Genomic DNA, 20939 nt, shown 5'->3' on the forward strand with positions numbered 1-20939 from the left:
AATAATGAAGGAGCTAAAATGACTTTAGCTCCTCTTCTTATTCTACCGTAATATCCTCTGCAATTTTCTTGTTGCGTTTTGTGTACCATTGCCAAATAGTCCAGCAATCTGATTCTTCCAAATCCTTTACTTCAAACCCTTTGCCTGTTACTGCTGATTTAATAAAGGTTCCAACTGAACCAAGTTCTTTTTTCCTTTGTAAAAACGATTGTTTCTTGTCCATCGATTGAATTCGCTTTTTATGGTGAAGAACGGTTATTTTACTAAAAAAGCGAAATTGCAGTGTTAACTGGTCATCTTCAATCCCCCAGCCCGCTACTTTATAACGGCTATAGCCAAAAATTGCTCCCATTGGTAAAAGTAGAAGGCCTAGGTAGCCCCATGAACTGAAGAAATAGGACAATATAACGATAGCTGGAACCAATATGACAAATGGCAGCATCCCTCTGAACATATATCTCCACTTAGCTTTTGACGGTACATAGTTTTCAACGTTATGCATCTGGTAATCCGGAACAAAATGATGTAATAAATCATTGATGGCTGATTTTTTAATCAACGGAAAAAGTACTGTTGAAAAGTCTTCTCCTTTATCCATCGAGCCACCCGCGCTTTCAATATATACCGTTGCATAACCCAATGGCTGTCTGATTAAATTCTCGCCAATGCGAATGGCCTGAATTCGCGTTAACGGAATCGTTGTCTGTTTTTTTTCGATCAAGCCCCTCGTAATATATAGCTCATCATCACGTTTTACGACTGTAAAATTGGCATATCGTAATGTCATGATTAAAATGCCGACAAACCACGATATAAATAGGAACAATGCAATTAATACGATGATATAGATTAAGATCGAAAGACTAACATATTTTTCGATCGTGTTATATAATTTTTCAAAAGGCAAATATTCGGCAAATTGGCTCAGGAATGCCAGGACACCAGAAATGACAATACCAATTCCACCTGACGTAGAGGCTAGAACTAGCAACTCCTTTGATGTTATTTGATATGTAATCCTCGTATGTTGTATTTTGATTTCTTCTTCCTGATGATTTTTTGAACGGGATAATGTGTCACGCAATTGATTGGCCTCGTCCTCTTTGATGGCGGTAAGAACTGCTTCAGCCTGCATACCTCCACCTGCTGTTTCAACCTGTAGCTTAACCAAACCAAATATCCGTTGAATAATCCCCGCAGAAACATCAATCGTTTGAATTCGCTCAATTGGGATAAAGCGTTTCTTCCGGATAAACACACCATATTCAATTCGTAATTCCCCATTTTCAACCCGATAGGTGTACCGATACCAATGTAAAATTCCGAATATCAACATTAATAAAATGAAAAAAGAAGCACCCAATAAATAATACTTTTCAAAATTATCCCCTGGTCCTACAAAAAACAAGAAGATAAACGGAAGAATCATTTCCTTCAACTGCTTCAAAAAGCTTAGAAAGGCGGCAACTGGATGCATTCGACGTGGATCAGACATCATCTTCATCCACCCTTGCTAATCTTGAAATTGAATCACGCAATTGATCCGCTTCCTCTAAATCTAGTGCTGGTATTGTATGGACAGTTGCCGCCGTTGAAATCGTAACGGACGCCAAATGATGTTTGCGAAGCAATGGACCTTGCTGTGTATCAACATGTTGAACGCGGTTCATCGGGATAATCGTTCTTTTTACAATTAACACACCACGTTGAAGATCAATTTCATGTTCATGTACTTCATATCTCCAGCGCTTCCATTTGAGTTTTGGTAAGATAAAAATGGTTAAAACTGATTCAAGAATTAATAGGATAATTAAAATTGCAAGAACCCAATAGGACCAATCAAATATAATCGTAAGAACTAAAACGGTAATTACAAAAGACCAGCCTATCAAAGATGTGATAGTTGCAGATGTTTTCCATACTGTTAAGGCACGTTCACTTATCCGATTTTTTGGAATGTCTCTCATAATCCAACCAACCCTTCCCCCGTTGGAATATTTTTCATATCAACCTTTACAGTATAAATGATTATGTTGAAATATTAAACAATCAAATGCGCCACGGCGTATTTGTGCCCAGACTTTTTAGGCCCACAGGAAGTGGGTCACGAAGACGTTGCCACATGACGTGGCGCTCTTAGTCTTCGTTCACTTTAGCGGGCATTTACTGGTAGTTGCCCTCCATGAGGGCTTAGTACCAGTTAATGCGGGAAAAGTTTCCCTTGAAAATCCGTGGCATCCGCCGGGGGCTTTTATTTTTTCAGACGGGATTAACCCGGCTTAATAAAATAAAAAAACAGTGCACATTTTTATATTGTGCACTGTTTTGGTCTTATTCTTCGTTTTTACGGATGTTGCCACGACGATTGCTGCCAGTTGAAGAATAACGATTTCCACCTGAACGTTCGCGTCCACCTGATCTTTCACGTCCGCCATTTCCACGGCCACGGTCACGATTTCCACCTTTATAACGTCCACGGTCACGTCCGCCACCACGGTTACTATCTCTATTGTTATCTCTCTTAACTCGTGCAGGTGCTTCTTCTGTTAATTTAATTGGTGTTGCATCTGGCTCTTTTGTCATTAACTTAATAGCAGCCGCAACAACGGAAACAGAGTCATGCTCCTCTAAAAGCTCTTCAGCAATACGAGTATAGTACGATAAATTATTAGCCTCGATCATAGACACGATTTTTTCCATCGTTATTTTTTGTTGACCTTCTAAAGCCTCATCTAGAGTAGGTGGCTTCATTTTGTCCATTTTACGTTTTGTAGTATTTTCAACATTTTTAAGTTGACCAATCTCACGAGGTGTAACGAAAGTCATCGCCATACCTGTTTTTCCTGCACGACCTGTACGCCCAATACGGTGTACATAGCTTTCAGGGTCTTGCGGAATATCAAAGTTGTAAACATGTGTAACTCCAGAAATATCTAGACCACGTGCTGCTACATCTGTCGCAACTAATACTTCGATCGACCCTTCTTTAAACTTACGTAAGACAGACAAACGTTTTGCCTGACTAAGGTCACCATGAATTCCTTCTGCTGCATAGCCTCTTAAAGTTAATGCTTCAGAAAGCTCATCTACACGACGCTTCGTACGTCCAAAGATAATCGCTAGTTCTGGTGATTGAATATCTAATAAACGAGTTAACACATCAAACTTTTTCTTTTCTTGTACTTCTAAATAGTACTGTTGAATATTTGGTACAGTCATTTCTTTTGTTTTTACTTTTACAATTTTCGGGTCCTTCATGAAACGTTCAGCAATGCGTTGGATTGGACCTGGCATTGTTGCAGAGAAGAGTAGTGTTTGGCGCTCTTCAGGTACACCCTTTAAGATTGCCTCAATATCCTCGATAAAGCCCATATTTAACATTTCATCTGCTTCATCAAGTACCACTGTTTTAACATTTTGAAGCTTAAGAGTTTTACGGTTAATGTGGTCGATTACACGACCTGGTGTACCAACAATGATATGTGGGTGTTTTTTTAGTGATCGTATTTGTCGAGTGATATCCTGTCCACCATAGATTGGTAAAACACGGACGCGGTTAAAGTGACCAATTTTATGAAGTTCTTCCGATACTTGAACCGCAAGCTCACGAGTTGGTGCAATGACAATTCCTTGGATGTTATCGCTGTTTACATCGACATTTTCAATAAGTGGAATTCCAAATGCGGCTGTTTTTCCTGTTCCTGTTTGGGCTTGACCGATTACATCATTCCCTTGAAGTGCTATTGGAATCGTTTGTGATTGAATGGGAGTTGCTTCTTCAAACCCCATTTTACTAATCGATTTCATTAAATCCTGACTAATCCCTAGTTCGTTAAATGCTGCCAATTTTTTCATACTCCTTTTGCTAATCTATTTGTACAATGACAAAATTGACTTTTAGACGGGAAATCTGTATAGACACTGGGCTTTTCGCCTCAAAAATTTAAGCTGGATACAAATGATTGCATCATGATCGCAAAACCTACACATGATGATATATGTGCTGTAGGTAGGCATCTGCCTAGTATTTATAATAGACCAGAATCAAATTCTGCTTAAAAAAAGGACATTTTCCGTGAAATAACGGAAGTAATGCCCTTAGGGTTCACGTCCAAAAAGTTAATAAAAGGGCGTCACCAGTGGGTTATCTAGCTATGCCCTTTTTAACACTGTAGATGTAATCTTACCACTACAAAGTTAGAAATGCAATAAAGCACAATTACCAATGGTTAGTATATGCATACTATAGGTGTTTCTAAGTAAAGAATCCACTTCATAGAATAGTTTATCCTTGTCATCACCATAACAAACATGTTGCTTTCATATGGAAAGAAAAGGATTTATTTCACTCAAAAAATATTTTTGAAATAATTGTAATGTTTTTGTAACATTTCTCATTTTCAAACGTACTAATAAGTAAGAACTATTTTAGGAGGAATTAAAATGGACAAGCTATTCAATGAAAACTCAGACTTTATGAAAGAACTATTCGCATACTCCTTAGGAATTGTACTAACTTTGTTAATTATACTGCCATTTATCAACTAGAAAAGCTCGGCAACCTGCACCGAGCTTTTTCTTATTTTTTGAAAGCAAAGACGACTTCCTCGAGTTTCATCCCTCTTGAGCCCTTAACCAAAAGGATGTCTCCTTCTGATAAAAGACTTCGTAAAGCTTCAATGAGTTGTTCTTTATCTTGGTATGCAAATACCCGGTCTGGTGGGAACTGCTCCTTTGCACCGCTTGCAATATGCTCACCCAATGTTCCATATGTGAATACATAGTCAACTTTGTCAGGCTGAATGAAGCGCCCCACTTCTTCGTGATATTCATTTTCTTTATCACCAAGCTCTAACATGTCACCTAACAGGACAATTTTTTTACCTGAGGCTTGTAAATCATGCACTAAGCTAATTGCAGCCTTCATGGATAACGGGCTAGCATTATAGGCATCATTAATTAATTTCGTTCCTTCTCTACCTTCAATTAATTCAAGTCTCATATTGGTGATTTTAATTTGTTTTAAACCAATTTCGATTTTGTCCCAAGATAATCCGAAATAACGGGCTACAGCCATCGCAGCCATCGCATTATTCACATTATGCTTTCCGAGAACGGGCACATAAAATCCCTTCTTTTCCAGCTCGTTAATTGAAAAATAGGTACCCTCGTTTTCCTGTTTGATCGTAAGTGGATACAGGTCGTTTTGTTCTGACTCACCAAAGGTTGTTGTTTGAATATCCATTGATTTAACTTTATCTCTTAAAAGAGGTTCGTCCCCATGGTAAATGAGTAAGCCTTCTTTAGATAATCCTTCAACGATTTCAAATTTCGCCTTCGCGATTCCTGCCCGGGAGCCAAGGTCCATCATATGAGATTCACCAATATTTGTAATCACAGCCACATCTGGACGTCCTAAACGGGTTAAAAATTCAATTTCACCGAAGGCACTCATTCCCATTTCGAGCACAGCAACCTCAGTATCCTCTTTTAATCTTAAAATGGTTAAAGGTAAGCCAATATGGTTGTTGAAATTACCTTCCGTTTTTTGCACTCGAAGGCTGGTCGATAAAACGGCTGTAACCATGTCTTTTGTTGTTGTTTTCCCGTTGCTTCCAGTAATCCCAACGACTTTTATCGGAAGCTCATTACGGTAGTTTTTTGCAAGAGTCTGAAGAGCTTCTAATGTGTCCTTCACATAAATGACAGGGATTTGCTGTGGCGGGTTTGGCTGATCACTGCCCCATAGAACTGCCGCTGCACCATTTTCAATTGCCGCATCTACAAATTGATGGCCATTAAATGTGTCACCAATGATTGGTATGTACAGATTTCCAGGCGAAATAGTTCTTGTATCAATGGATACACCTTCAATCACGACATTTTTGTGTTGTGAGTCGAGCTTTTCACCATTTGCCATCTGTTCAATTTGGGCTAAAGTCTTTTTTATCATGAGGTACTCCCCTTTTCATGAAGAAACACTATTCAAAAGGAAGAATAGTGTTTCAAATTTTTAGATGGTGTACTTGATCGATTGTTTTTCTGCATGACGTTCAATTGCAAGATTCACTAATTTTTCAATAAGCTCTGGATAGCTAACGCCAGCCTCCTGCCATAATAGCGGAAACATGCTAAATGGTGTAAATCCAGGCATTGTATTGACTTCATTTATGATGACTTCCCCTTCTTCAGTTAAGAAGAAATCCGCTCTTACTAAACCTGAACAATCAAGGGATTTGAATGCTTTAATTGCCTCGGTTTTGACGGTTTCATATTGCTCAGCTGTAATATCAGCTGGGATAATAAGAGCTGTATCACCGTCTTCATATTTTGCTTTGTAGTCGTAAAAATCCTTCTTTGGCACGATTTCACCAACAACCGAACAGCTTGGATTGTCGTTACCAAGGACACCGATTTCGATTTCACGACCAATAATCGCCTCTTCAATAATGACTTTACGGTCAAACATAAATGCTTCTTCAAAGGCTTTTTCAAGACTTTCGCGGTTTGTCGCTTTGCTAATACCAACGCTTGAACCAAGGTTTGCTGGTTTTACAAAGCATGGATAGCCTAGTTCTTCTTCAACCTTTGTATAAGCTTCTTCCGGATTTTGCTTCCATTCACTTCGAATATAGGAAACATATTTAGCCTGTAGCAGCCCAGCTTGGCCAAAGATGTTTTTCATAATGACTTTATCCATACCCGCTGATGAAGCAAGTACACCGTTACCGACATATGGAATATTAACAAGCTCAAGTAGTCCTTGTACGGTTCCGTCCTCTCCATTTGGTCCGTGCAATAATGGGAACACCACATCAATTGCTTCTTGTTGATTTGATTGCTCAGCTGGGAAAAGCTCTGCATTTAGGGAAACAGGTGAAATGGGGGTTCCCGCTTCTTTCAGAACTAGTTTCTTTACGTCATCAACAGGTCCTGTTAATTGGCTTCCGCGAATCCATTCGCCTTCTTCCGATATATAAATGGGATGAATATCATATTTTGAGTGATCTAATGCTTTAATTACAGCTAATGCAGTTTGTAAGGAAACCTTATGCTCAGCTGATTTCCCTCCATATAGCAAGCCTAGTTTTACCTTCATTAAGCTTCCTCCTAAAAATTTCGTATACCGTTTATTGTAACATTTACGCCTTTATATTATATAACAATTACATAACATTTCTATAATTTATTACATACGTCTAGAAAAGTGTCTGTCTAGGCATGCACCTAAATTTTAGTTTTATGAAATGCCTATGTGGTAAGATTTCGAGTGAAAAAGGTAGAATCTACATACTTTGAACCAGTGAATTGCGCCGTTACACTCCATAATTGCCTTTTATTTGAGATAATTGCGAGTTCCCCGGATAGAATTGCGTTTTATTTTTGTTGATTGCGCCTTCAACAGCAACAATTGCGCGATACAGATTTTCCGCCATCAAAAAAACCCTGACGAGATACCGTCAAGGCTTTTAACATTCTTATTCTAGTGCGCTAGCGCTTTGGCCAATAGTGATGACCTGTTCTAGTTTGATGATTTTTTTGATTTCAAGTGATTTGATATGATGACCATCCATTTCGATGATTCTAAATTCATAATCCTCGAACGGAATTTTGTCACCAGGGTGGATGTCAATTTGCTCTGTTAAAATCCAACCACTAATCGTATCCACATCTGTATCATCAATCTGTAACCCAAACAAGTCGTTGACTTCACCAATTAAGACCTTACCATCAAGGATGGTAGTTGTATCATTAATTTTTTGGATAGCTGGTTTTTCATCAGTATCGAATTCATCGCGGATTTCCCCAACAATTTCTTCAATAATATCCTCAACCGTAACCAAACCAGAAGTTCCACCATATTCATCGATTAAAATCGCCATGTGAACGCGTTCTCTTTGCATTTTTGCTAATAATTCCTGAATTGGGACTGACTCAATTACGTGAATAATTGGTCTCGTATAATCCTCGATCGTTTTTTCATCTGCACCCGTACCTGTTACAACATCCGTAAGCAGTTCCTTTAGGTTGATCAATCCAATAATATGGTCCTTATCCCCATCAACGACTGGATAACGTGTATACTTCTCACTTGTCATAATCGCCAAAATCTCTTGGACTGACTTTTCCTTATCAAGGGCGATGATTTCAGTACGAGGTACCATGATTTCCTTTGCCACGCGATCATCAAATTCAAAGATTTTATTTACATATTTATATTCAGATTGGTTAATTTCACCATTTTTATAGCTTTCAGATAAAATAAGTCGCAATTCTTCTTCTGTATGGGCGATATCGTGTTCTGATATTCGCTTAAACCCGAATACTCCAGTTAACAATCGAGCTGAACCGTTTAATACCCAAATAAATGGATACATCAATCGATAGAAAAAGATTAACGGTCTAGCAAAAAACAAAGTAATTCGTTCTGCCTTTTGAATTGCGATCGTTTTCGGCGCAAGCTCCCCTACTACTACATGTAGAAATGTAATAATCAAGAACGCTAATGCGACTGATAAAACAGTTGAAAACGAAGCCGGTATATTTAAAATACCAAGTAATGGATGAAGTATCGCTTCAAATGTGGTTTCTCCAAGAAAACCAAGTCCTAAAGCTGTTACTGTAATACCTAACTGACAAGCTGATAGATATTCATCCAGGTTTGAGATGACAGTCTTAGCAGCAAATGCGCTTTTGTTCCCTTCTTGTACGAGTTGGTCGATACGAGTACTTCTTATTTTTACAATCGCAAATTCCGACGCCACAAAAAAGGCAGTTAACGCAATCAAAATTGCAACCAAGACCAAATTAAATATCTCCAAATAGTTTCCTTACACGCCCGAGACGAGTAAGGATTACACCTCCTAAGTAGGTAAGTTTTTTATGTTATTTATACAAAGTATTTATGACATTGATTTTTTATTCTTTAAGAATGAATTTTTATTCTGCAAGTTTCATAACTATATGATTCTTTGATTCAAGTAAAAAGAACCATAATTATTTTTGCGAGTGCCATGCTTTGTGTGGACATCTTATTCATCACGGATTTTTGTTGTTCTTCTGTAAGAGATTCCAGCATCGGCTTCATTTCTTTTAGTTCTGTTTCTAAATACTCCATTCGCTTGGAAAGAGCCTTTGTGTATTTCAAGACTTTCTCTTGCTCTACACGGTTTGTTTGAAAAAGTTCTACCTTTTCCTTGATTTCAAGTAAAGGGATGTTTAACTCCTTATACTGGGAAACAAGATGAAGGGTTTCCACTGCTTCTTCTCCATAGAATCGATAGTTAGAGTCTGATCGTTCAGGAGTTAAAATACCAAGCTGTGTGTAATAATCAATCGTACGTTTTGATACATTTGCTTCTTTTGCTAATTCGCCAATACGGTATAACTTCCCAACGACATCACCCCTTCTATCAAACTTCTATTCTTCTATTATATGTAAAACGAACCGTACAGTCAAACGTGACAGTTTGCCATTGTACGGTTCGTCCATTTTACTTTTTCTTTTGTCCTGGAGTGACTTGTGCTTTCAGGCTGTAAAGACCACCCTTCAAGTGAGATAGCGGCAAATCCTTATGCCTTTTTCGTATGGCTTTTGCAGCCTGCTTGCTTCGTATCCCGGTTTGGCAATATAAAATAATGTCCTTATCAGTTGGGATTCCTACTTTGTTTCTTCTAATTTTTGTTAAAGGAAGATTAATGGCTCCTTTAATATGATTTGTTTCGTATTCATAAGGGTTACGCACGTCAATGAGCGTAATCTCCTTTGACTTTTTCATTTTTTCTTTAAAATCTGCTTCCGATAATTGTTTGAGATTTTTTACTGGTCTAAATGAGTCGTAAATTAAAATAACACAAATAACTCCTAATCCAATTTGCAGCCAAGTAATTGTATCCATTTTTAAACATCCCTTTTCATACACGTTATTTTCCTATTATAATCGAAAAAGGGGGGAAATAAAAAATGTCATGTGACATGACCTCCTTTTTACGATAGAGTAAACTAGAAAATGTTTTAAGGATTGGAGAATCTACAAAATTGGGGCATGCTGTAAAACGGTTTTTGGCTGGTACGGTGTTCATCACCTATTCACTGTTTCTAATTTATTGGATGTTTTTTGCCTTTTTTCGGACAAAAGGAGGGGAGTTTCGGTATAACCTGACGCCTTTTTCGACGATTAAAAATTATTTCACATATTATGATCATTTTCCTTTTTATATTTGGATCATTAATATTGCAGGAAATATTGGCGTTTTTATACCGTTTGGGATTGTACTTCCCATTCTTTTCCCAAAGCTCTCAAATTTCTTTTTGTTTCTCATTGCTTTTATCTTCGGAATTTTTTCTCTTGAAGTCCTTCAGCTTTTCAGTAAGCTTGGAAGCTTTGATGTAGACGATATTATCTTGAATACAGTTGGTGCTGTGATTGGTTACATTTTGTTGCAGACCTTAAGGGTTCAGCGACGTCGTAAAAAAAGGAGATGAGGTCCAAATACTTCGGTGTATTTGAAACCTCATCTCCTTTTAGCGATTAACGGAAGCTGCCATTCGCACATATGTATGGCGTTTTCCACGAATTGCAATGGAATAAGTCATAATGTTCTCTGGTATTGCGATACCGTGAAAACCCGCATCACCAATATGGTAGATGTCCGCACCTGCCATTTTACCTGTCAGTGCAATTTGGCGAATAGTTGATTCATCTGCACCCTCTTGGCTTGTACCAATTGTAAGCATCACCAATGCACCTTTCGAATGAACGAAACGGACATTCTTTTCCGTGGTCTCCAGAGTGATTCCCGGAACGGTTCCAGGTGCTGGCATTAAAATCACATCTGCACCCGCGTCAACAAAGCTTTCAAGTGCTGCCTCTGAAATAATTCCACTTCCGGATTCATTAGCAACCCCTGCGCCATGCATTTTTCCAGCAATAATAAGTCCTTCACTTCCAAACACTTTACGAGCCGCCTTAATTGCTACGACAATTTCATTATTTGTGACACCTGTTTTCGGGTTTCCAGTTAAGCAAACAAAATCAAAGCCGAGTTTTTTTGCTTCACGTAAGGATTCTTCTGTCGCCAAACGCCCCTTCGGAAGTTCGAATAATTTTTCAAGCTGCTCGGCATTTGGGTCAACAGGCTCTAAATTTAAGCCGATCGGTCTGCCGGTGAGCTCCTTTAGCTTTTCAACAATGGACTCACCTTCCCTAGCTTGAAAGCCCTCTACAAAAGGGGAAAATACATCAAAATAATTAAAAATCAAGAGATCGGCTCCAAATGCTGACGCCATTTCAGCATTCGTCACAGCTGGATATACTGGCTGAAAGGAACCAATTACCTCTGATAAGATAACCCTTCCCTCAGAAGCTTTAATGGATTGCTTGAGATCTTGTCCGTTCATTTTTTTGAAATCTGAGGCTGTACAATCTAAAAGTCGTTTCATGATGAGACCCCCTACTTTTTTATGATCGAACCATTTCTACCCTATATTTATACCGGTCACCACGATAATAGGATTTTACATACTCGAGTGGCTGCTGATCCTCAAGCTGTGAGACTTGTTGGATATACAGGATTGGTGCTCCCACCTTAATCCCCAAGATAGTAGCCTCACGCTTATTGGCGGTTATTGCCTCCAGCTCTTGTGTCCCGGATATGATATAAAGTCCTATCTCTTCAACATATTTAAAAATGGACTGTTCCGCCACTTCCCATGTTAAATCAGGTACAAGATCTGCTGACATATAAAAAACCTCATAGGCAATCGGTTCCTGGTCTGCAAGCCGCAACCGCTCAATTTGGTACACCTTGGACATTTCTTCTACGTTAAGGCGTGATGCGATTAAAGAGTCTGCTTCTATTACCTTAAAGCTAAGAACCTTTGTCTCAGGTTCAAGCCCTCTTGAACGCATGTCCTCAGAAAAGCCCGTTAATCTCTGAACATTCTTTTCAAATTTTTTCACTGCCACAAAGGTACCTTTTCCTCGTACCCTTTGTAAATAACCCTCATTAACGAGGTTATTGATGGCTTGCCTTACAGTCATCCTACTGATTTGAAACTTTTCCGCAAACTCTCTTTCCGATGGAATCATGTCACCAGGCTTTAGCTCTTTGTTTTCAATTTTTTCGCGAATTTGCTGCTCAATTTGAAAGTAAATAGGTACTGGTGAACTCTTCTTTATCACGATCAAAGCCCCTCTTTTTTTCATCATCTACGAAAGAAAGTGCCTCTTCGTCTGCAATAATCGTTACGTCAGGATGATTCTTTAAAACAGTAGCCGGAATCGTTTCAGTAATCCCCCCATTTATCACTTTTTCAAGGATTTCAGCCTTTGCTTTTCCAGATACTAGCAAAAGGATTTTTTTACTATTCATAATTGTAGAGATCCCCATTGTAACAGCATGAGTTGGAACCTCGTCGATGCTATTGAAAAAACGCATATTTGCTTGTCTTGTTGATTCTTCAAGCTCGACAGTATGTGTTATAGAATCGAAGGGTGTACCAGGTTCGTTAAAGCCAATATGTCCATTTACTCCAATCCCAAGTAATTGAAGGTCAACCCCACCTAAATCAGAAATGACCTTTTCATATTTTTTGCTTTCCTCTTCATAATTATCTGCCAATCCGTTTGGAATATGGATATTATCTTGGTTTATATTGATATGTGAAAAAAGGTTTTCCATCATGAAATGATGATAGCTATTGGGATGATTCTTTTCGATCCCTAAATATTCATCAAGATTCACTGTCTGAATGTTTTCATAGGATGTCTTATTTTGGTTGTGATCCTTAATTAACTCCTCATATGTACCAACCACAGTGCCACCAGTCGCAAGTCCTAATACCGAGTTTTGTTTTTCTTCTACTTGATGAGAAATCATTGCTGCTGCAAATTTGCTCATTTCTTCAAAATCCTTTACTGCTACAACTTTCATCATTATCCCTCCCTATTTGAGTAAGCAAGTCTTCCACGACAAAATGTCATGATTACCTCTAACTGATCGTTGACTATTACAATATCTGCGTCTTTACCCGCTTTAATACTTCCTTTTCGATCAAACACATTGATTTGCTTTGCTGGGTTAACAGCCGTCATTTCGGTTATGTCCTGAAGAGAACAATCAGTGAATTTCATCATGTTTCGAACTGCATCATTTAATTTTAAAATACTTCCGGCTAATGTTCCATCATTTAATACGGCTCTTTCCCCATTTACACTTACCTCTTGACCACCTAGATCATACATCCCTGCACCAAGGCATTTTGCACGCATTGCATCGGTTATAAGAATGGAGCCTTTACTCCCTTTATTTTTATATGCAAACTTCACCATTTTAGGCGCAATATGAATGCCATCGACAATCATTTCACATTTTACTTCATCATGTAAAAGAACAGCACCCGCTACCCCTGGTTCCCGGTGGTGTAATCCACGCATGCCGTTAAATAAATGCGTAGCATGGGTAACTCCTGCTTCTATCGCTACTTCGACTTGATCGTACACTGCATCTGAATGGCCGATGGAGGCAACGACCCCAGTATCTTTCAAATGAGCTGTTAACTCTAATCCCCCTGGTTCCTCAGGTGCTAATGTCACAAGGCGGATATTGTCACCTGATAAGGTTTGCCATTTTTTAAACAGCTCCACATCTGGGTTGATGATATTACCTGGATGCTGTGCTCCCGCTCTTTTCGGAGATAAAAATGGTCCTTCTAAATGGGCTCCTAAAATTTCCGCATGCCCCGGATTTTGCTTTGGGATAAAATCAGCAATATTACCGATTGCGTTCTCAATGTCTTCCTTGGACTTCGTCATGGTAGTCGCAAGAAAGCTAGTGGTACCTTCCTTCGGTAATGTTTGGGACATTGTCACTAATGCACCAGGGGTCGCGTCCATCACATCAGCACCGCTTGCCCCATGAATATGTAGATCAATCATACCTGGTAGTAATGAGAAAGATTCATTAAAGGTGATGACTTCGTCTTGTTCACTTGCTTGGAAATCAGCCATTTGGCCAACCTTTTTTATTTTTTCTCCATCTACTTCAATAAATCCTTTTTCGATGATTCCATCTTCTGAAAAAATGGTTAGATTTGTTATAAACATATCAAAGACTCCTTTTATATATCTTACTTTAAGTATATATTTTATGACAGCTAGTTGTCTATACCACTTATACAGTTTGTTATTTTATCTTACTTTACCCTTCTTATTATAAATTATTGTGTTTTCCTATCAAATAAAGAGGAGCCATCCAGTAGTGGAATGCCCCTCTTATCATTTTTACTTCTCTTTGCGAATTTTATTGACTTCGTCTGCAACGAATTGTACGTTTGTTCCCACGATAACTTGAATGCTGTTTTTACCAACAATATTAATACCTGGAACACCGGTTGCTTTAATTTTTTTCTGATCGACTTTATCCATATCTTTAACTTCTAAACGTAGGCGGGTCACACAGTTATCAACTGACGTTACGTTCTCGTCTCCACCTAAGCCCTCATAAATTTGAGCAGCCATGGAAGCGAATCTAGATTTGCCATCTGCTTGTGTAGTTGTTTCAACCACTTCTTCGTCTTCACGGCCAGGAGTTTTTAGGTTAAATTTAACAATTAAGAAACGGAATAGAACATAATAAATCACTGCTATTACAAGCCCTTGTACTAATAACATCCAAGGTTGATTTGCGATCGGATTTCTTAGACTTAGGAAAAAGTCAACAAACCCTGCACTAAACGCAAATCCCGCTGTCCAGTGGAATGTAGCTGCAATAAACAATGAAATACCTGTTAATGCTGCGTGTACAACATATAAAGCTGGTGCTAAGAACATAAACGCAAATTCAAGTGGTTCTGTAACACCTGTGAAAAATGCTGCAAATGCGGCTGCCATTAATAAGGATGCAGCTTGTTTCTTTCTTGTTGTTTTAGCAGTGTGATACATGGCAAGTGCTGCTGCTGGTAAACCAAACATCATTACAGGGAAAAAACCAGCTTGGTATCTACCAGTAATCCCTTTTTCACCTGCACCACTTAAGAAATTATTGATATCGTTAATACCTGCTACATCAAACCAGAATACCGAGTTTAACGCGTGGTGAAGACCAGTTGGAATTAAAAGTCTGTTAAAGAATCCGTATAATCCAGCACCAACTGCTCCTAAATCCAGAATACCTTTACCAAATGCAACCAATCCAGAGTAGATAACTGGCCATACAAATAACAGCACTAGAGATGCGACTAACATAGCAACGGATGTCAAAATTGGAACAAGTCGCTTTCCACTGAAGAAGGCTAGTGCATCCGGTAATTGTACATCACTGAAGCGATTGTACATTATAGATGCGATAATACCAGATATAATTCCGATAAATTGGTTTTCTATTTTTCCAAACGCTGCATTAACTTCAGTTGGGTCTACCCCTTGGAGCATTGCCACTGTGTTTGTTGCAAGTAGTGTTGTAACTGTAAGATACCCCACCAATCCACTTAATGCCGCTGAACCATCCTTATCCTTCGACATTCCTAATGCGACACCCACCGCAAAAAGAATTGCCATATTATCAATAATTGCTCCCCCAGCTTTTATTAGGAAAGCTGCGATAGGGCTTCCTCCACCCCATCCTTGTGGGTCAATCCAATAACCGATACCCATCAAGATAGCTGCTGCTGGCAGTACCGCAACAGGTAACATCAATGAACGACCAAGTTTTTGAAGATACTTCATCATGTTGATAATTCCTCCTTAATTTAGTATTTTCCTTCTATTCTTTGGCCCTCTAACTCCGTAAATAAATCATGTATAATTTCAAAAATAGGCAACGCTTACACGTTAGTGTAACCAAAAGATAGGAAGAATAATTACGGTACTCATTTTAACACCAAGGGGTTTAGTTGTCTATACCACCCCCTATGGAACTTTTTACAAAAAATCATCAATTTTATCTACTACAATAAAACTAAAGCAGTATAGATGAAGGGAGTTCATTATATTACACTAGGGATAAGCCAGTGAATAGGAGGTATTCCATGAAACAAGGTGATAAGGTTGTCTATAATAACGATTTGTACGAAGTTCTGTACGTTTATGAAAATGGAATGTATGAGATCAAACAAATGGAATTACTCTTCAAGGTAGAGCTCGTAAATAAGAGCGATCTCGTACCTGTTGCTTGTTAAAATACTTGATTCCCCCTTCCCTAGAGGTTTTTTAAAAATCCATTGTTTTTGTAACAATGGATTTAATTTGTTCCCCTATATGTTTTTTAACACCGCACGTACCGGACTTCCATCTGCTCCTTCAATACGTAGTGGCAGTGCAATTAATTCATAATCACCTAATTCCACATTATCTAAGACAATCCCCTCAAGAATATATATGCCATGTTTATGTAAATGATGATGGGCTTGTAAATCTTTACTATCTAACTGATCGACCGATGGCGTGTCGACGCCGATTAATTGAATGCCTTTTTCAGATAAAAATGAAGCGAGTTCTGGCTTTAAGCTTGTAATCGAATTTGGAAATTTGCTTCGATCCTTCCATGAAGTTGTGCGGATTAATAATCGTTTCACACCTGATAAGTCGAATTTTTGTATGTCCTCGACCCCAATCTCTTTTTTTCCCAACACCTCAATAATTCGTGCTTTTCCCACATATAAGTCAAGATCCAGCTCATGCACCTTTTTTCCATTATTGTCAAAGTGGTATGGTGCATCAATATGCGTACCAATATGGGTGCTTGATGTGATTTTTCCTACATTTACAGTTGATGCTTCCTCAATTGACCATGATAGTGAGTATTCAAATGGAGTATCGTTTGGCCACTCCTGTGTTGTTTGATTTAAAGGCTGTGAAATATCAATGAGTTTCATTTTATTCACCTCACATGCTTAGGTATTTTTTTCCTTCTTCTATTTTACTCGATATTAATGCTGCCGTTAAGCATCTAAAGTCCACCGACTCTCTTTAATTACCACCAATACTTTATTTACGGAAGTAGCAAAATATAAAGGTAAATCGAATCATGCAAAGGAGGAATTTAGATTGCAAAGATTTACAAAAACCGGTATAGCGATATTTGGATCTGCGATGCTTTTATTGTCTGCGTGTAATACCAACAACAACAATGCCGCGGATGATAATAATCGTTCAGCAAACGTAGAAAGTGTAAATAACGGTTATCTCATCAAACAAAACAACCCTTATCGTACGACTACGTCAAGTGATAAATATCCGCATACAACAAGTGTTCAGAATGCACAAGGCGAACAAGATTATTTTCGATTCATCAATAAAAAAATTGTCGTACGTACGCCAAACGGTACGAACGTAGCTCCGAATGGGAACTTCAATTGGGCAGGTGGACCAAATAATGTGGTACCGGGACCAAATAATGTGGTACCGGGACCAAATAATGCGGTACCGGCGCCGAATAATGTGGCTCCAGCACCAAATTACCCAACAGGACAAACGCCACCTGTTGAACAAAATCGTCAGCCTGCAACTCAGCAGCCTGCTCCTGCCCCAGCACCAACCGCGGGGGTAAGCAATTTTGAAAGACAAGTAATTGATCTTACAAATGCACAACGTAAGAAAAACGGTCTGCCCGCCCTTCAATCTGATGCGGCTTTGGGCAAAGTAGCGAAGACGAAAGCAAACGACATGCAGCAAAAAAATTATTTCTCCCATACGAGTCCTACTTATGGATCTCCATTTGATATGATGAGGGATATGGGAGTATCCTATAAAACAGCCGGTGAGAATATTGCCAAAGGGCAAGCATCTCCTGAAGCCGTTGTAAATGCTTGGATGAACAGTGAAGGACATCGTAAGAATATCCTAAATCCAAACTTCACCCATATTGGAGTTGGTCACCAAGCAAGCGGAAACTACTGGTCACAAATGTTTATTGGAAAATAAATAAATGGGGCGACAATTCTGAAATGTCGCCCCAATTTTTAAGTTATTTTTTAATTTTAACAAACTTACGCTTCCCGACTTGAACGATCATGTCGTCTGTAATTTCCACCTCTAAGTGAATATCCTCTATTTTATCCCCGTTCAATTTGACGCCGCCGTTTTGGATCATTTTTCGTGCTTCCCCTTTAGATTTTTGTAAATCCAATTGAAAAAGCAAGTCAATGATGGAGACTGAGCTTTCGCCTGACCACTTTACTTCAGGAATGTCTTCTGGGATTACCCCTTTTTGGAAGACCGTTTTAAAATGATCTTCTGCCTGCTGAGCCGCTTCCTCCCCATGGTACATTCTCACAATGGTTCTTCCAAGTAGCATCTTTGCATCACGTGGGTGAAGAGTACCATTCTCTATGTTTGCTTTAATATCATTCTTTTCTACAAGAGATAAATCTGTTACAAGATCAAAGTATTTCGCCATCATTTCATCCTGGATGGACATCGTTTTTCCAAACATCTCATTTGGTGCCTCATCAACACCAATGTAGTTTCCTTTTGACTTAGACATCTTTTCAACGCCATCAAGTCCTTCTAAAAGCGGAAGAAGGATAACGACCTGCTTTTCTTTACCAAAATGCTCTTGTAAATGCCTTCCCATTAACACGTTGAAATGCTGGTCATTCCCCCCTAATTCGATATCGCTTTCCAGTTCAACCGAATCATAGCCCTGCATCAGTGGGTAGAAGAATTCATGGAGAGAAATTGGCTTTCCGGTCGCTAAACGGTCAGAGAAATCATTTCTTTCAAGTAAACGAGCAACAGTGATACTTGCCGCTAAATTAATAATGTCCTCAAAATTCAAGGTAGATAGCCATTTGGAGTTGTAGTGCAACTCAACCTTTTCCATGTCTAATACTTTTCCAAACTGCTCAAAGTACGTTTTCGCATTGTGTTTCACTTCTTCATCGGTCAGTTGTTTTCGGGCAACGGATTTACCTGTTGGATCCCCAATTTTCCCTGTAAAGTCACCGATTAGAAGCTGAATTACATGGCCATTTTCTTGGAATTGTTTTAATTTGTTTAATACCACTGTATGCCCTAAATGAACATCTGGCGCAGATGGATCAAGGCCAAGTTTTACTTTTAGTGGTTGGTTTGTAACAATGGATTTTGCGATTTTTTGTTTTAATTCGTGTGCAGGAACGATTTCCTGCACACCATTTGCATAGATATCAAATTGTCTTTCAAGTTCTATTTTTTGTTCGTCTGTTAACTGTTCAATAAAGTTCTCCATTTTCGGTTTCCTCCTGGGTTTGTTATTGAAAAAAAACACAAAAAACCACGCCCCTAAAAAAGGGACGTGGCTGCACGCGGTACCACCCTTGTTTGAAGATATGCATCTTCCGCTTCATTCGAATAACGGCTCGTCCGTTCTTTGCTAGTGCCGTTTTCGGGTTCACAAAAAAAGCTCAAGGAGGTAATTCGCATTTTATCTTTGTTCCGGTTTTCACCAACCACCGGCTCTCTGCTACAGGGAGATAAGCTGCTACTGAATCCTATCATCACTTAATATTTAAATATAATGGTTATTGTATAGGATAATTCAATATTTAACAAGCAAAAAAGCAACTACCCGAAGATAGTTGCTTATTCCAATGTTACCTATGCAACAACAAGTCTTATTTTATTGTCAGAAGGATCTTTTGTAATCGTGACCCCGTCCTCTTCTTGAACATATGCACCGATCTGCTTTAGGTTTTCAACAGTTGTTTGTAAGGCATTTTCGTTTGGCAGTACGAGCGTAAAGATCTTAATTCCTGCACTATTTTCAGATGGTGCAGGTGCACCTACGCCATTCCACGTGTTAAGCCCAATGTGGTGGTGGTAACCTCCTGTTGAAATGAATAATGCCATACCCCCATAACGGGTGACAACATCAAAACCAAGCCCTTTTGTGTAGAATTCCTCGGTTTTTGCCAACTCAGATACATGCATGTGAATATGACCCATTACTGTTCCTTCTGGTAGTCCTGTCCACTTCTCTCCATTTGCAGCTGCAAGTACGCCTTGGCCATCCATTGGTTCAGTTACCATTTTTACTTCCCCATTTGCCCATTCCCATTCTGTATCAGGGCGGTCTCTATAAATTTCAATTCCATTACCGTCTGGATCATCTAAATAGAGAGCTTCACTTACTGCATGGTCAGATGCTCCAATTGGAACATTATTTTGGACCAAATGATAAAGAACTTTTCCTAGGTCCTTTCGTGTTGGTAAAAGCAGTGCAAAATGGTATAGCCCTGTTCGTCGCGGTTCTTTTGATGTAATATTTTCAGGCTGTTCAATTGATAATAATGGTGTTTTTCCATCAGCAGTTAAAAGTGCTTTTTTTCCAGATTGCTCTAATACTTTAAATCCAATGATATTTTGATAAAACGTCAAAGAACGTTGTAAATCGGTTACTTTCAATTCAACAAGACCTACAAATGTATATGGTGGGCGTTGATATTTCATTTTGATGCGCCTCCTATTTTTTATTAGTAACTTACTTTATGTAAGTAATTATATTTTCGTAATTAAATTATGTCAAGCAGGTTTATTATTTTTTACAACACGTTATAATATATTTATAGGGGTGAAGGAAATATGGATTCAAAAGTAATTTGTCCTAAATTTGAAAAAGCTATGAATTTAATCGGTCAAAGGTGGACAGGACTTGTTATTTACCAACTTCTCTCCGGTCCACAGAGATTTTGTACGCTTGAATCTTCGATTGGAATCAGTGGAAGAGTTCTATCAGAAAGACTTAAAGAACTTGAGAATCAAGGAATCATTAAACGACATGTATACCCAGAAACCCCTGTACGCATTGAATATTCGTTAACCGAAAAAGGGGTGGCCTTAAAACCTTTAATGGACGAAATCCAAAAATGGTCACAAGAATGGGTAGAACTAAATTCATAAACAGCTCAGTAAAGCAGATTGTATCTTAACCAATCTGCTTTTAACTTTATTAAGCAG

20 protein-coding genes and 1 other annotated feature are annotated in these 20939 nt (G+C 38.7%); of the genes, 4 read left to right on the forward strand and 16 right to left on the reverse strand.

Annotation, left to right across the window (positions count from 1 at the left end; genetic code table 11):
* Positions 1 to 37 precede the first annotated feature (37 nt).
* The 8 genes from V7147_RS05655 to V7147_RS05690 form a co-directional block, all read right to left on the reverse strand.
* Positions 38 to 1495 carry a PH domain-containing protein gene (locus V7147_RS05655; RefSeq protein ID WP_335366878.1) on the reverse strand — a complete coding sequence of 486 codons (1458 nt, stop codon included), beginning with the start codon at positions 1493 to 1495 and terminating at the stop codon, positions 38 to 40.
* Entirely contained in the window at positions 1488 to 1967 is a 480-nt protein-coding gene (locus V7147_RS05660; RefSeq protein ID WP_335366879.1) for a PH domain-containing protein, read from the reverse strand. Before V7147_RS05660 ends, V7147_RS05655 begins: the two co-directional genes overlap by 8 nt.
* 364 nt (positions 1968 to 2331) lie before the next feature.
* Positions 2332 to 3855, reverse strand: a complete 1524-nt coding sequence (locus V7147_RS05665; protein WP_438824553.1) for a DEAD/DEAH box helicase — start codon at positions 3853 to 3855, stop codon at positions 2332 to 2334.
* A 724-nt stretch (positions 3856 to 4579) separates the two neighbouring features.
* Entirely contained in the window at positions 4580 to 5953 is a 1374-nt protein-coding gene (locus tag V7147_RS05670; RefSeq protein ID WP_335366881.1) for a UDP-N-acetylmuramoyl-tripeptide--D-alanyl-D-alanine ligase, read from the reverse strand.
* A gap of 60 nt (positions 5954 to 6013) precedes the next feature.
* Positions 6014 to 7099 carry a D-alanine--D-alanine ligase gene (locus tag V7147_RS05675; protein WP_335366882.1) on the reverse strand — a complete coding sequence of 362 codons (1086 nt, stop codon included), beginning with the start codon at positions 7097 to 7099 and terminating at the stop codon, positions 6014 to 6016.
* Positions 7100 to 7478: 379 nt separating this feature from the next.
* Positions 7479 to 8822, reverse strand: a complete 1344-nt coding sequence (locus tag V7147_RS05680; protein WP_438824554.1) for a hemolysin family protein — start codon at positions 8820 to 8822, stop codon at positions 7479 to 7481.
* Between the two features lie 155 nt (positions 8823 to 8977).
* Positions 8978 to 9379: a MerR family transcriptional regulator gene (locus V7147_RS05685; RefSeq protein ID WP_335366907.1), complete on the reverse strand. Its 402-nt coding sequence runs from the start codon at positions 9377 to 9379 to the stop codon at positions 8978 to 8980.
* A gap of 115 nt (positions 9380 to 9494) precedes the next feature.
* Positions 9495 to 9899: a rhodanese-like domain-containing protein gene (locus V7147_RS05690; RefSeq protein WP_335366884.1), complete on the reverse strand. Its 405-nt coding sequence runs from the start codon at positions 9897 to 9899 to the stop codon at positions 9495 to 9497.
* A gap of 140 nt (positions 9900 to 10039) precedes the next feature.
* On the opposite strand from V7147_RS05690, the gene V7147_RS05695 reads away from it, so the two are divergent.
* The gene (locus V7147_RS05695) at positions 10040 to 10486 is read left to right on the forward strand and encodes a VanZ family protein (protein ID WP_335366885.1); all 447 of its coding nucleotides are present in this window, start codon (positions 10040 to 10042) and stop codon (positions 10484 to 10486) included.
* Between the two features lie 39 nt (positions 10487 to 10525).
* Here V7147_RS05695 and V7147_RS05700 read toward each other — a convergent pair whose 3' ends face one another.
* From V7147_RS05700 to nagE, 5 genes are all read right to left on the reverse strand, one after another.
* Positions 10526 to 11443, reverse strand: coding sequence for a DUF7916 family protein (locus tag V7147_RS05700; protein ID WP_335366886.1), 918 nt, complete (start codon positions 11441 to 11443; stop codon positions 10526 to 10528).
* Positions 11444 to 11462: 19 nt separating this feature from the next.
* Entirely contained in the window at positions 11463 to 12185 is a 723-nt protein-coding gene (locus tag V7147_RS05705) for a GntR family transcriptional regulator (RefSeq protein ID WP_335366887.1), read from the reverse strand.
* Positions 12142 to 12936, reverse strand: coding sequence for a glucosamine-6-phosphate deaminase (nagB, locus tag V7147_RS05710; protein WP_335366888.1), 795 nt, complete (start codon positions 12934 to 12936; stop codon positions 12142 to 12144). The genes V7147_RS05705 and nagB overlap by 44 nt, the downstream gene beginning before the upstream one ends.
* 2 nt (positions 12937 to 12938) lie before the next feature.
* Entirely contained in the window at positions 12939 to 14108 is a 1170-nt protein-coding gene (nagA, locus tag V7147_RS05715) for an N-acetylglucosamine-6-phosphate deacetylase (RefSeq protein ID WP_335366889.1), read from the reverse strand.
* 177 nt (positions 14109 to 14285) lie between these two features.
* Complete coding sequence (nagE, locus tag V7147_RS05720; protein ID WP_335366890.1) at positions 14286 to 15731, reverse strand: N-acetylglucosamine-specific PTS transporter subunit IIBC; 1446 nt, start codon at positions 15729 to 15731, stop codon at positions 14286 to 14288.
* Between the two features lie 299 nt (positions 15732 to 16030).
* On the opposite strand from nagE, the gene V7147_RS05725 reads away from it, so the two are divergent.
* Complete coding sequence (locus V7147_RS05725; protein WP_335366891.1) at positions 16031 to 16180, forward strand: hypothetical protein; 150 nt, start codon at positions 16031 to 16033, stop codon at positions 16178 to 16180.
* Positions 16181 to 16255: 75 nt separating this feature from the next.
* Here the strand turns inward: V7147_RS05725 and kynB are convergent, their stop codons facing one another.
* Positions 16256 to 16885 carry an arylformamidase gene (kynB, locus tag V7147_RS05730; protein ID WP_335366892.1) on the reverse strand — a complete coding sequence of 210 codons (630 nt, stop codon included), beginning with the start codon at positions 16883 to 16885 and terminating at the stop codon, positions 16256 to 16258.
* A 163-nt stretch (positions 16886 to 17048) separates the two neighbouring features.
* Between kynB and V7147_RS05735 the strand changes: the two genes are divergently transcribed.
* A complete protein-coding gene (locus tag V7147_RS05735; protein ID WP_335366893.1) occupies positions 17049 to 17924 on the forward strand; it encodes a CAP domain-containing protein in 876 nt (291 codons plus the stop codon).
* Between the two features lie 43 nt (positions 17925 to 17967).
* Here V7147_RS05735 and tyrS read toward each other — a convergent pair whose 3' ends face one another.
* Together tyrS and V7147_RS05745 are read right to left on the reverse strand one after the other, a co-directional pair.
* Complete coding sequence (gene tyrS / locus V7147_RS05740) at positions 17968 to 19212, reverse strand: tyrosine--tRNA ligase (protein ID WP_335366894.1); 1245 nt, start codon at positions 19210 to 19212, stop codon at positions 17968 to 17970.
* Positions 19213 to 19269: 57 nt separating this feature from the next.
* Positions 19270 to 19490: a binding site (T-box leader), on the reverse strand.
* Positions 19491 to 19580: 90 nt separating this feature from the next.
* The gene (locus tag V7147_RS05745) at positions 19581 to 20432 is read right to left on the reverse strand and encodes a VOC family protein (RefSeq protein ID WP_335366895.1); all 852 of its coding nucleotides are present in this window, start codon (positions 20430 to 20432) and stop codon (positions 19581 to 19583) included.
* A 132-nt stretch (positions 20433 to 20564) separates the two neighbouring features.
* Between V7147_RS05745 and V7147_RS05750 the strand changes: the two genes are divergently transcribed.
* Positions 20565 to 20882, forward strand: coding sequence for a winged helix-turn-helix transcriptional regulator (locus V7147_RS05750; RefSeq protein ID WP_335366896.1), 318 nt, complete (start codon positions 20565 to 20567; stop codon positions 20880 to 20882).
* The last annotated feature ends 57 nt before the right edge of the window (positions 20883 to 20939 follow it).

Source organism: Bacillus sp. JJ1521 (assembly GCF_036965165.1).
GTDB lineage: Bacteria > Bacillota > Bacilli > Bacillales > Bacillaceae_L > Ferdinandcohnia.

Coding starts and splice junctions, on each gene's coding strand:
- V7147_RS05665 (WP_438824553.1), bottom strand. CDS start 3,855: ATGAAAAAATTGGCAGCATTTAACGAACTAGGGATTAGTCAGGATTTA.
- V7147_RS05690 (WP_335366884.1), bottom strand. CDS start 9,899: ATGGATACAATTACTTGGCTGCAAATTGGATTAGGAGTTATTTGTGTT.
- tyrS (WP_335366894.1), bottom strand. CDS start 19,212: ATGGAGAACTTTATTGAACAGTTAACAGACGAACAAAAAATAGAACTT.
- V7147_RS05660 (WP_335366879.1), bottom strand. CDS start 1,967: ATGAGAGACATTCCAAAAAATCGGATAAGTGAACGTGCCTTAACAGTA.
- V7147_RS05725 (WP_335366891.1), top strand. CDS start 16,031: ATGAAACAAGGTGATAAGGTTGTCTATAATAACGATTTGTACGAAGTT.
- nagB (WP_335366888.1), bottom strand. CDS start 12,936: ATGAAAGTTGTAGCAGTAAAGGATTTTGAAGAAATGAGCAAATTTGCA.
- V7147_RS05750 (WP_335366896.1), top strand. CDS start 20,565: ATGGATTCAAAAGTAATTTGTCCTAAATTTGAAAAAGCTATGAATTTA.
- V7147_RS05745 (WP_335366895.1), bottom strand. CDS start 20,432: ATGAAATATCAACGCCCACCATATACATTTGTAGGTCTTGTTGAATTG.
- V7147_RS05700 (WP_335366886.1), bottom strand. CDS start 11,443: ATGAAACGACTTTTAGATTGTACAGCCTCAGATTTCAAAAAAATGAAC.
- V7147_RS05670 (WP_335366881.1), bottom strand. CDS start 5,953: ATGATAAAAAAGACTTTAGCCCAAATTGAACAGATGGCAAATGGTGAA.
- V7147_RS05655 (WP_335366878.1), bottom strand. CDS start 1,495: ATGTCTGATCCACGTCGAATGCATCCAGTTGCCGCCTTTCTAAGCTTT.
- V7147_RS05675 (WP_335366882.1), bottom strand. CDS start 7,099: ATGAAGGTAAAACTAGGCTTGCTATATGGAGGGAAATCAGCTGAGCAT.
- nagA (WP_335366889.1), bottom strand. CDS start 14,108: ATGTTTATAACAAATCTAACCATTTTTTCAGAAGATGGAATCATCGAA.
- nagE (WP_335366890.1), bottom strand. CDS start 15,731: ATGATGAAGTATCTTCAAAAACTTGGTCGTTCATTGATGTTACCTGTT.